Here is a 13,403-nt window from a genome sequence, read left to right as displayed (position 1 = left end):
TCGACGAACGGTACGAACGGAACGGGCCCCGCCCTCAAAAAGGCTCCCGACATGCCCGATTCCTCCCACTACGCCTCCCTCTTCCCGAACTCGAAGAAGGTCCATGTCGCGGGGAACCAGGCCGGCGTCCGCGTCCCGCTCCGCGAGGTCTCCCTCTCGCCGACCCGCAATTTCAAGAACGAGCTGGAGCCGAACGCCGCCGTCCGCCTCTACGACACCTCCGGCCCCTACACCGACCCCACGGTGAAGATCGACGTCCGCAAGGGCCTCGCCGCCCTCCGCGCGGAATGGATCGCCGCCCGCAACGATACCGAGCTCTACTCCGGCCGTCCCGTCCAGCCGCGCGACAACGGCTACCTCTCCGAGGTCCACGCCGAGGGGGCGAAACTGAAGGAAAAGAACCGCCTCGAGATCTTCCAGGGGAAGCGCGAGCCGCTCCGCGCCAAGGCCGGGGCCAACGTCTCCCAGATGCACTACGCCCGCAAGGGGATCATCACGCCGGAGATGGAATACATCGCGATCCGGGAGAACCTCGGCCGCCAGTTCGAGGCCCAGGAGGCGACCCGCAGCGGCGACCGCCGCTCCCTGAACCTCCAGCACGCGGGCGAAGGCTGGGGCGCGAGGATCCCGAAGCTCATCACCCCCGAGTTCGTTCGCGACGAGGTCGCCTGCGGCCGCGCCATCATCCCGGCGAACATCAACCACCCGGAGAGCGAGCCGATGATCATCGGCCGCAACTTCCGCGTGAAGATCAACGCGAACATCGGCAACTCCGCCCTCGGCAGCTCCATCGAGGAAGAGGTCGAGAAGCTGACCTGGGGCATCCTCTGGGGCGCCGACACCACGATGGATCTCTCCACCGGGAAGAACATCCACGAGACGCGCGAGTGGATCCTCCGCAACAGCCCCGTCCCCATCGGCACCGTCCCGATCTACCAGGCGCTGGAGAAGGTCGGCGGCAAGGCCGAGGACCTGACCTGGGAGATCTACCGCGACACCCTCATCGAGCAGGCCGAGCAGGGCGTCGACTACTTCACCATCCACGCAGGCGTCCTCCTCCGCTACATCCCGATGACGGCCCGCCGCCAGTGCGGCATCGTCAGCCGCGGCGGCTCGATCCTCGCGAAGTGGTGCCTCTCCCACCACAAGGAGAACTTCCTCTACACCCACTTCGAGGAGATCTGCGAGATCATGAAGGCCTACGACGTCTCCTTCTCCCTCGGCGACGGCCTCCGCCCCGGCGCCGGTGCCGACGCGAACGACGATGCCCAGCTCGGCGAGCTGGAGACCCTCGGCGAGCTCACCCAGATCGCCTGGAAGCACGACGTCCAGACCATGATCGAAGGCCCCGGCCACGTCCCCATGCAGCTCATCAAGGAGAACATGGACCTCCAGCTGAAGCATTGCGGCGAGGCCCCCTTCTACACCCTCGGGCCGCTGACCACCGACGTCGCCCCCGGCTACGACCACATCACCAGCGCCATCGGCGCGGCGATGATCGGCTGGTTCGGCTGCGCGATGCTCTGCTACGTCACGCCGAAGGAACACCTCGGCCTTCCGAACAAGAAGGACGTGAAGGACGGCGTCATCGCCTACAAGATCGCGGCCCACGCCGCCGACCTGGCGAAGGGCTTCCCCGGCGCCGCCGAGTGGGACAACGCCCTCTCCAAGGCCCGGTTCGAATTCCGCTGGGACGACCAGTTCAACCTCGCCATGGACCCGCCGACCGCGCGGGAGTTCCACGACGAGACCCTCCCCCAGGAAGGAGCGAAGCAGTCCCACTTCTGCTCCATGTGCGGACCCCAGTTCTGCTCGATGAAGATCACCGAGGACGTCCGCCGCTACGCGGAGGAAAAGGGCTACTCCGCCGACGAGGCGCTGAAGGAAGGGATGGCCGAAAAGGCCGCCGAATTCCATCAGACCGGGGCCGAGGTCTACGCCAAGGCGTAGGCCTCTCCCTCGGTTTCCCTATTTCAGCTTTTCGCACTCTGGAAAGATGGGTATTACTACTCATTCTCCAGAGTGCGATGATCTGCTTGGGTACGTGTGAAACGCGATTCACTTCAAACGAGACTAACTGCCTGATTTAAAAAGAGATACCGACATATATGATGGGGAATAAAGGGGCCCGTGTCGGGCAAAACCAGCGGGGACGGCTGGCCGGTATCTTTTTGTTGGGGATCATGGTGGGCCTCAGCGTGACCCCGTGGGAACTGCGAGCGAACCCCACCGGGGGCGACGTCGTCAGTGGCACGGCCAACATCAGCAGCAGCGGCAACACATTGACCGTCGTCAACAGCAACGGAGCCGTCATCAACTGGCAAGACTTCAGCATCGGGGCTGGGGAATTGACCAAATTCATCCAGAGCGACGCCAACAGCACCGTCCTCAACCGCGTCGTCGGGACCAACCTCTCCCAGATCTACGGCACGTTGAGTTCCAACGGCAAAGTCTTCCTCATCAACCCCAACGGCGTCATGATCGGCGCCACCGGCATCGTCAACACCGCCGGGTTCATGGCGAGCACCCTCGACATCAACAACGCCGACTTCATCGCCAACAACGGGAGCGGCGCGATGCACTTCGTCGGCAATAGCACCGCCGCCATCACCAACCTCGGCACCATCAACGCCGTCGGTGGAGATGTTTACCTCATCGCCAAACACATCGACAACCAGGGCACCGTCAACGCCAGCGAAGTCGCGGGCAAAGGCGGCCTCGTCGGCGTCTACGCAACCGACGAACTTTATCTGACCACCGGCGTCCCCGAAGGCGGCCTCGTCCGCGTCGGGAGCGGCAGCCTCAGCAGCGGAGCCGGCACCGGCATCAACAACAGCGGCCTCATCAACGCCGTCCAGGCCGACCTCAAAGCCACCGGCAACCTCTACAGCCTCGCCATCAACAACACCGGCGTCGTCCGCGCCACCGGAGCCACGGCCAAGAACGGCGTCATCCACCTCAGCGCCGCGGGAGGCACCCTCAGCAGCAGCGGCACCCTCGCCGCCAAGAACGCCGACGGCAGCGGCGGCACCATCAAAGTCCAGAGCGGATCGGGCGGCACCACCCTCGTCAACGGCACCGTCGACGCCAGCGCCACCAGCGGCAAAGGCGGCCTCGTCGAACTGAGCGGCGACTACGTCGCCCTCTACGGCACCGGGAGCGTCACCGCGAGCGGCCCTGCGGGCGGCGGCGTCATCCACATCGGCGGCAGCCCCCACGGGACCGGCGACAGCACCGTCTACAACGCCATCAGCACCTACGTCGGGAGCGACACCACGATCAGCGCCGACGCCCTCGTCCTTGGCGACGGCGGCCAGGTCACCGTCTGGGCCAACGACACCACCCGCTTCTACGGGAACATCACCGCGAAGGGTGCGGGCGGCGGCAGCGGCGGCTGGGTCGAGACCAGCGGCCACACGCTCTATGCCGATGGCCACGTCGACACGAACGGCGGCACCTGGCTCCTCGATCCGCAGGACGTTTACATCGGCAGCTACTCGACCACCGGCTCGAGTTCGAGCGGGTCGGGGTTCTGGGTCTTCAGCTCGGGCGGGGGGACGGGCGGCATCAACGACGCGACTCTTTTCACCGCCCTGAGCACGAACGACGTCATCGTCTCCGCGAGCGGGAACATCATCGTCAACGGCTCCAACCAGACGGCGCTCATGCCTTACAGCCACAAGCTGACCCTCGCCGCCGACCTCGACATCACCTTCACCTCGGTCGACTGGGAAATCTCCCACTCGGGCAGCTACGGGACGCTGAGCCTCGTCCTGACCTCCTTCGCCAACGGCACCAACGGCAACGGCGGCACGGCGACCGGCGGCTCGGTCTACCTCTACGGCGCGACGATCGTCACCGACGGCGGCTCGATCGTCATCGGCAGCGGGAGCGGCGGCACCGGCTCGGCGCTCGGCGTCGCCTCGGTCAACAATTACAACTACACGCAGTTCACGAGCGTCAACGGCGTCTCCCTCACCTCCGGCTCGACCCTCGATGCGGGGGCGGGTGCCATCACGATCAGGGGGGCGGGAGCCTCGGGCGTCGGCCTGGTCGCCGACGGCGTCTCCATCAGCGGCTCCACGGTGACGGCGACGACGGGGAACATCCTGATCAACGGTACGGGCGGTTCCACCTCGGCCGGGGAGGCTTACGGCATCTACCTGAACAACGGGACGGTGAAGGCGACCAGCGCCGGGACGGTGACCCTCAACGGTACGGGCGGCACGGCGGGGACGAACGGCTCGATCGGCATCCAGCTCGTCAACGCCGTCGTCCAGGCGACGGGCGGGCAATTGCAGCTCGCCGGGGCGGGCGCCGATTACGGCCTCTACCTCGCGGGCGGCTCCCTGATCAAGCAGGCCGGCGTCGGCAACCTCGTCATCTCCGGCAGCGGCACCAGCGGTCTCGGCCTCTACGCGAACACCGCGACGATCAGCAACTCGGGCGGCTCGACGACCCTCAGCGGCTACAGCGCGGCGAGCGGCACCCCGAACGGTCTGAACATCACGAACTCCTCGGTCAACCTCGGCAGCGGGGCCGTGACGCTGACGGCCAACGGCCAGGTCACCCTCACCGGGAACACCACCTTCCTCGGCACCGGCGTCCTGACGCTGAAGCAATTCGGCGGCGGCAACATCAACCTCGGTTCCTCCGGCGCGGCGACGACCTCGACGGTCTACGTCAGCAGCGGCAGCCTCGCCTCGGTCTACAACGCCGGCTTCACCGGCCTGAACGTCGTCTCGACCTCGGGGAACATCAGCTACACCGATGCCGTCTCGATCCGGCTCGGCGGCGGCTCGTTCAGCGCCACCTCGGGCTCGGTCTCGATCATCTCCACCGCGGGCGGCGTCGCCCTCTCCGGCTTCTCGGTGAGCGCCGGGAGCGGGGTGACGATCAACGGGACGGCCTCGGCCTCCGCCTCGACCGACACGTACGGCGTCTCCCTCAGCGGCTCGACGGTCACGACGGCGGCCGGGACCATTTCGATCTCCGGCACGGGCGCGGCGGCGACCGGCCACGCCTCCTACGGCATCGGCATCGCCGGGGGCAGCGTGCTCCAGGCGAGCGGGACGGGCTCGATCACCCTTTCGGGCTCCGGCCAGTCGGGGAACAATTCCTACGGCGTCTCGCTCTCCTCCTCGACGGTGACGCTGGTCGACGGGACCCTTTCGATCACCGGCACGGCCGGCACGGCTTCCGATCTGACGAGCGCGGGCGTCTACACGACGACGGGCTCGATCACCGCGACGGGGAGCGGTGCCATCTCGATCCACGGCACCGGCGGGCAGGCGACCGGCAGCAATACCATCAGCTACGGCGTCCAGCTCATGGACGGCACGCAGGTCAGCACCAGCACGGGGAGCCTGGGGATCTCGGGCTCGGGCGGCAGCTCCAACTACTCGATCTACGGCACGGAGATCAGCTACTCGTTCATTTCGACCTCGGCGGGAACGGTGAGCCTCGACGGCACGAGCCACGACGGGGCCTACGCGATGGGCCTTTACCTGAGCGGAAGCACGGTCACGGCGACCGGGACCGGCACGGTGCTTCTGACCGGGACGGGCAATAGCGCCTCCTTCTCCTACGGCGTCTTCCTCAACGGGTCGACGGTGCGGACCAACAGCGGCGACTTGGGGATCATCGGCATCGGCGGCCAATCGGGAATCAACGCCTCCATCGGTGTCTCCGTCAGTTCCTCGACGGCGGAGACGACCTCGGGCTGGCTCACGATCAGCGGCACGGGCGGCCTCTCAGCCGCCGGCGGCAGCTCCTACGGCGTGAAGCTTTACGACTCGATCGTCTCTAACATCGGCTCGGGCCCCACGGTCATCACCGGTTACGGCGGCTTCGGCGGCACGACGACGGGTTCCTCGGTCGGCGTCTCCATCGAATCGGCGACGACGATCTCGAACACCACCTCGACGATCACGATCAACGGCTCGGGCGGCGCGACGAGCGGCAATTCCAAAAACTCCATCGGCGTCTCGATCTCTGGCAGCACCGTCGCGACGACGGGATCGGCCGCGATCCATCTCTCGGGCACGGGCGGCGATACTTCCGGCACCCTCTCCGGATCGATCGGCGTCGACCTGGAACCCGGGGCGATGGTGAATCTGGTCGACGGCTACCTGACGCTGACCGGCACCGGCGGGTACGCGACGGTCACTTCCGCCGGCATCGTGGGCAACGGCGCGCAGATCACGCTTTCCGGCGGGGGCCACGGCCAGATCACCGGCAACGCCGGGAGCGGCGACCTGTCCTACGGCATTGAGATGGATACGACCACTCTTTTGGGCAACACCAATGCCATCGAGCTTCAGGGCTACGGCAACCAGGCCTCCGACTCCTCCATCGGCATCCATTTCAACGGCACCGCGATCACCCATTCCGGCGGGATCTACTTCTCGGGTTCGGGCGGATCGGCGGCGGGCACCGCCTCCTACGGCATCGAGGTCGACGGGGCGACCTTCACCGGCCTGGCCTTCGCGGGCGGCGTCGAGTTCGACGGCACGGGCGGCCAGAGCGTCCGCAGCTACGGCGTCTCGATCTCCAACGCGACGTTCTCGATGGTCACGACGACGACGGCCTTCTCGGCCTCGGGGACGGCTTCCCTCGGGTCTTCCGAATCCTTCGGGGTCAGGCTCGACACCGTCTCGATCTCGGCGTCCGGGGACATCACGGTGTCCGGCACGGGCGGGGCGACCTCCTCGGGGATCTCCTACGGGGTTTCGATGAGCGGCGTCACCGCGACCTCGTCGAGCGGGAACATCCACGTCGACGGAACGGCCGATGCCAGCGCGACGAGCCGTTACGATATCCTCCTCTCCTCCACCTCCCTGGCGGCCACGATGGGGAACCTGTCCCTGATCGGCAACGCCGCCGGATCGATCAACGCCGACGGGACGAGCTCCCTCACGGCGGGCGGAACGCTGACGGTCGACAGCTCGGGCGACCTCAATTTCGCCACCGGCAGTTCCGCGACCGGCTACGGCGTCAACATCTCCGCCTCGGGAACCCAGGTCAACGGGGCGACGATCACCGTGACCGGATCCCCTGTCGTCGTCCAGTATGCCTATCCGGGCTCCGATGTCTCGATTTCGGGGGGAAGCGGCGACCTGAACTACGACGGCGCCGGAACCGTGGGGAACGGCCTCCTTTCCGGCGCCCTCGGCACCGATGCGGGCGGCGTGACGATCTCCGGCGACAATATCTACTGGACCGGCTCCTTCACCTTCGCCTCGGGCGGCAGCCGCAACGTGACGTTCAGCGCGGTGCACGACATCAAGCTCGGCATCGACAGCGGCGGGACGACGGTCGGCCTCAGCGTCGACAACACGACCGCCGCGGCGGCCTCGCTCACCTTCCTCGCGGGCGGCAACATCTACGCCGACACCTTCCTGGTGAATCGGAACGGCGGGACCCAGACGATCGACCTGACCTTCAACGCGGCGGCGGTCTCGATCCAGAACTCCTTCTTCGCGGGCAACGGCTCAATCTCGGTGACCGCGACGGCGGGCGGCCTCGCCATCTCCAACTCGACCCTCGCAGCGGGCACCGGGGTGACGCTGAACGGGACGATTCCCTCCGTCGGCTATGTCGATACCTTCGCGGTGAGCCTCAGCAACAGCACCGTGACGACGACGGGGGGCGACATCGTGATCACCGGCACCGGGACGGCCATCTCGAACGGGGGCACCGCCTACGGCAATTACGGCATCTACGGCATCGCCGCGATCATCGAGAACACCGGCACGGGCGACGTCACGCTCAATGGTACCGGGGCGGGCAATGCGGCCAATCCGAGCGGCATCTCGGCCGGCATCAGCCTCAACAGCGGCTCGACGCTCACCACCGCCAGCGGCAACATCATCCTCAACGGCACCGGCGGTCAGGCCAGCAACGCCACCTACGGGGTCAATTTCGACTCGACTTCGACGGGAAGCGCGGCAGGCACGGGCGGCATCACGATCACCGGCACGACCGCGACCGACAGCTCCGGCATCTATTCCTTCGGCATCAACATCGAATACAACTCGGGCGCCGTCAGCCTCCAGACCGCCGCCGGTTCGATCGCGCTCTACGGCACCGGCGGCGCGTCGACCTACTCCGTCGGCGTCCGCCTCCCCAGCGTGAAGATTCAGAGCGGCGGTGGCGACATCACGATCTCGGGAACCGGCGGTGTGTCGACGGGGGCCCCCGTCTATGCGACGACGGGCATCGACATGTTCTCGGCCGGAACCGGCAGCACGATCTCGACCACCGGGACCGGCTCGATCCACATCGACGGCACGACCCAGGAGGCGACGAACCTGACCACCGGCGTCAATGTCGACTCCACCTCCTTCTCGGTCGTCGACGGCCTCCTCTCGATCTCCGGCGCCGGCGGCACGGCGGTCAACGGGTCCGTGGGCGTCGCCCTCCTCTCCGCCACCCTCACCGCCTCGGGGAGCGGCGCCGTCGTCGTGAACGGGACGGGCGGCTCGATCTCGAGCGGCACCTCCTACGGCGTCTCGATCTCCGGCTCGACGCTCACGGCGACGACGGGCGACCTCTCCGTGACGGCCGTGACGAGCGGGATCCTGTCCATCGACGGAACGTCGGCGCTGGCGGCGGGCGGGGCGTTGGCGGTCCACGGCGCCACCGACATCAACCTCGCCTCGGGAACCCGCCTGACCGGCCGGACGGTCGATCTCAATGCCGCGGGGAGCCTGCACGACCTCGGGGCCATCATCACCGTGACGGGGAACAACCTCTCCTTCTCCGGGACGAGCGGCGACGCCAGCGACGACGGCCACGGCAACCTCGGCAACGGCGCGCTTTCCGACTCCTTCTCCACGAGCACCGGCGGCGTCACGATCTCGGCCGACAACATCTACTGGACCGGCTCCTTCGTCTTCGCCTCGGGCGGCAGCCACAGCGTGACGTTCAGCGCGACGAATAACATCAGCCTCGGCATCAACAGCGGCGGGACGACGGTCGGCCTCAACGTCGACAACACGACCGGGACGGCGGCCTCGCTGACCTTCAACGCCGGGGGCAACATCTACGCCGACACCTTCATGGTGAACCACAACGGAGGAGGGAACACCGCGATCAACCTCGCCTTCACCGCCGCCAGCGGGATCGTCTCGATCAAGAACTCGATCCTGAACAGCAATGGAACCATCTCGATGATCGCGAACGCGGGCGGCGTCCTGATCGACAACGCGAGCGTCCTGGCGCAGGGCGGGGTGACGATCCACGGCACCGCCCTGACCTCGACCCTGGGCGACACGGCCGGCGTTCTGATCAACAACTCGGCGGTCTCGACCGACACCGGGGACATCGAGATCGTCGGCAACGGCGCGCTGGCCACAGGCCACGACTCCTACGGCGTCCGTATCTCGGGAAGCTCGCTCAACGCCTCCGGGACGGCCACCCTCCATCTCACCGGCCACGCGGGGACGGGCGACAACTCCTACGGCGTCTCGGTCGACAGCGACTCGACCCTCTACACGGTCGACGGCCAGGTCATCGTCAGCGGCACCGGTTCCGACGCGGTGAACGGCGATTCCTACGGCATCTCCTTCAGCGACAGCACGGCGCAGGGCGACGGGGCGGGCGGCTTCTCGTTCATCGGCACGGGCGGCACCGGAGGCAGTTCCACCGGCGTCTACCTCGGCATGGGCATGTACGAGAGCAGCGCGACGGTCCTGCTGAATGCCGGGACGCTCCACATCGAGGGAACGGGCGCGACGGCCACGAACAACGAGTCGAACGGCGTCGTCCTCTCCAACGCGTCGGCGACGGTGGGCGGCAGCATCTCGATCAGCGGCACGGGCGGGACGGCGACCAACGGCTATTCCAACGGCGTCTCGCTCTCCGACGGGACGTTGGGAACCACGGGGACCGGAACGATCACGATCACCGGCGTCAGCCACGCCGCCCAGTATTCCTACGGCGTCTACATCGACTCGATGATCATCACGGCAGCCTCGAACAACCTGACGATCAACGGCACGGGCGGGATCACCTCGGGCGGCTCCTCGATCGGCGTCTATGTCTATGCGGACTCGTCGACGTTCACGGCGGGCGGCATCGGCAACCTGCAGGTCATCGGCGTGGGCGGAAGCGGAGACGACTCGACCGGCATCTGGATCGATTCGGGGACGACCCTCCAGTGCGACAGCGGATCGATCACCCTCACCGGCACCGGCGGGGCGGCCTCGGTCGGCGACACGGTCGGCGTCGTTCTTTCCAGCATGCAGGTCGCGTCGAACGGGGCGGGAATCACGATTTCGGGAACGGGCGACACGGCGATGAGCGGCAATTCCTACGGCATCGAACTCGTCTCCAGCACGGTCCAGGTCGGCGGGCCCGGGGCGCTGACCCTGAACGGGCGTGCAGGTTCGGGAACCAACGCCACGGGCGTCTTCGCCGATTCCTACACGCACCTCACGGCGGCGGGAAGCGGCTCGATCTTCGTGAGCGGCACGGGCGGAACCTCGCTGCCCGGCCAAAACTACGCTAATTACGGTATCTACTTCACCGGCACCCAGGTCACGGCCACCACCGGCAACATTATCCTCTCGGGAACGGGCGGGCCGACCGGGACGCTGGTTTCGACGCTCGGCGTCGGTACCTTCAACGGCGATGCCGGGATGACGCAGATTAGCACGGGCGGCACAGGCTCGATCACCATCTCGGGGATCGGTGGGGTCTCCTCCGACGCGACGAGCCTCACCGTCGTCGACGGGAACATCGCCGTGACGGCGCTGAACGGAGGGACGTTCAGCGTCCTGCACACGACCTGGAATGCCACCGGCACCGGCTCCATCGCCGCGACGGCCGCCACCATCAACGGCGGTGGCCTGATCGCCATGACGGCGTCGGGGAACCAGACCTACACGGCAACGGGCGGTGGCATCACCCTCGGTTACTACAACCAGGAGACCCAGTTCTCCACCATGGGCGGGGCGCTCCTGTTCAACGGCAACTTCACTCTCAATGCCAACGCGTCCGTCTACCTCGGCGGGACGGTGACGGGGAACCTGACCGTGACCTCCGGGGGCTTGGTCAGCCAGAGCAGCGCCCTCGTCGTGGGGGGGGACCTCAACGTGACCGCGGGTTCCGGCTACTCGATCGCCCTGACCAACACGGGGAACCTCTTCGCCGGAAGCATCACCATCCACAGCGTGAGCACGATCACCTCTCCCTCGGTCCAGCTCGCCTACCGGAGCGCCGCGACGCAGACCGGCGGGAGCGCCTACTCGATCTCGGGGCCGAACGGGACGCTCTCCACCAGCCTCTCCACGGGCGCGACGAGCGGGATGAACACCTTCGCCGCCGGGAACGCGACGATCACCGTCTCGGGCTCCGGGACGGCGACGACAGTGACCTCGACGATCACCGAAGGCTCGGCCTCCCTCACCATCGCTGCGGGCCTCGGCGCTCCCAGCGTCCCGGCGGCAACGAGCGCCGCCGCGAGCACCAGCGCCGCCTCGGCCGCCGTGATCGTCCAGGTCGTCACGAAGGCGGCCGACGCGACGACCACCGCCACGAGCACGACGACGACGGTGACCTCGACCCCCGTCGTCAAGACGAGCGACACGACGCCCGACGCCGTCTCGGGTAACGACGATTCGAGCAAGAAGACGACCGCCGACGGCAAGACCGACAACGGCAAGAAGAGCAGCACCATGGGCAACACCTCGACGACGACCACCACCACGACGGCGAACGGCAAGGAAACCGTCATGGGTCCCGGCACGGTCGCCGCGATCGGCGGCCTGCCCGGCGGCGGCGGCGCTCCCCCGCCGCCCGCGCTCGGCCTCTCGGTGAGCCCGCAGGTGAAGGCCGACCTGAGCGCCGCGATCTTCGGCCGCTAGTCCTTCGATCTCTCCGAAATCGAACCGCCCGCCTTTCCCTCATCGGAAAGGCGGGTTTTTCTTGCTCCCGAGCCTCATGAGCAAAATTCATGATAGAGCCCGAAATAATGAGTCCCTTATTTGGCCCGGAAAAAATGCCGTGGCACCGCGACTGCTTTCCCCAGATCAACGACATCCTTTACCGCCGACCTCCGAATCCTCACCCAACCCCAGCACGAACGAATCCCCCCCCGATGAAAAAAGAAACCCCCGCCTCCCTTCCTTCCGTCGCCGCCGGTTCCGTCAGCCGCCGCCAGTTCTTCCGCCTCGCGGGAGGCGGCCTCACCGCCTCGGCCCTCCTTTCGGGCCTGCCGTTCGGCTGGGTCGGCTCCGCCTATGCCTCCGACGCGCCGGAGGTCGCCGACCTCCGCTTCGGCATCATCGCCCTCACCGATTGCTCCCCCCTCGTCATCGCCCTGGAGAAGGGCTTCTTCAAGAAGTACGGCATCAACGCCACCATCGCGAAGGGGGCCAGCTGGCCCGCCATCCGCGATTCCCTCTCGACCGGCGACCTCCAGGCGACCCACATGCTGATCGGCATGCCGCTCTCCTCCTCGATGGAGATCGGCGGCGCGCCGAAGGTTCCGATGGTCATCCCGTGGCTTCTCAACCGGAACGGCCAGTCGATCAGCCTCTCCAATACCTTCAAGGGGAAGGTCGCCGGGGACCCGAAGGCGCTGAAGGCCCTGGCCGACGCCGCGAAGGCCTCCGGCACCCCGCTCACCTTCGCCATGACCTACCCGACCGGGACCCACGCCATGTGGATGCGCTACTACCTCGGCGCGGGCGGGATCAATCCCGACAAGGACGTCAGCCTCATCGCCGTCCCCCCCGCGCAGATGGTCGCGAACATGAAGATCGGCAAGATGGACGGCTTCTGCGTCGGCGAGCCGTGGAACCAGAAGGTCATCGCCGACGGGATCGGCTACACCTCGGTCACCACCCAGGACCTCTGGAAGGACCACCCCGAGAAGGTCTGCGCCTTCACCGCCGACTTCGCCGCGAAGAACCCGAAGACCGTGAAGGCCGTCCTGAAGGCGGTCCACGAGGCGAGCGTCTGGCTCGACACCATGGCGAACCGCGCCGAGGCCTGCCAGATCGTCAGCGCGCCGAGCTACGTCAACTGCCCCGCCGACGTCATCCTGAAGCGGATGAAGGGCGAGCTCGACTACGGCGACGGGCGCAAGGTGACCGACACCGAGCACTGCATGTATTTCAGCAGGAACAACTGCAACTACCCGCAGCCGAAGTACGCGAAGTGGTTCCTCTCCCAGTATCAGCGTTGGGGCCTCGTCGGCGGGACGCCCGATTACGAGGGCGTGGCGAAGCAGGTCATGCGGCCCGATATCTACGAGGAGGCGATGAAGGAGATTGGCTACGCCCACGGCGGCCTCGACAACAAGCCGGAGACCCTCTTCGACGGCGTCACCTTCGATCCCGCGAAGCCCGAGGCCTACGCGAAGGGCTTCGCCGTGAACTCGCTGAAGGGCTAGC

At 67.0% G+C, this 13,403-nt stretch carries 3 protein-coding genes; all 3 read left to right on the top strand.

What is annotated here, in order from left to right:
- Window positions 1-51 precede the first annotated feature (51 nt).
- A complete protein-coding gene (thiC, locus tag BLU04_RS00805) occupies window positions 52-1,950 on the top strand; it encodes a phosphomethylpyrimidine synthase ThiC (protein WP_197673075.1) in 1,899 nt (632 codons plus the stop codon).
- Between the two features lie 233 nt (window positions 1,951-2,183).
- The gene (locus tag BLU04_RS00800; protein ID WP_162274603.1) at window positions 2,184-11,870 is read left to right on the top strand and encodes a filamentous hemagglutinin N-terminal domain-containing protein; all 9,687 of its coding nucleotides are present in this window, start codon (window positions 2,184-2,186) and stop codon (window positions 11,868-11,870) included.
- Between the two features lie 233 nt (window positions 11,871-12,103).
- Window positions 12,104-13,402 carry a CmpA/NrtA family ABC transporter substrate-binding protein gene (locus BLU04_RS00795; protein WP_093280992.1) on the top strand — a complete coding sequence of 433 codons (1,299 nt, stop codon included), beginning with the start codon at window positions 12,104-12,106 and terminating at the stop codon, window positions 13,400-13,402.
- Window position 13,403: the final 1 nt, after the last annotated feature.

It is taken from the genome of Verrucomicrobium sp. GAS474, from assembly GCF_900105685.1.
Classification (GTDB): domain Bacteria; phylum Verrucomicrobiota; class Verrucomicrobiia; order Methylacidiphilales; family GAS474; genus GAS474.
This window is presented reverse-complemented; position numbering and strand designations above follow the sequence as displayed.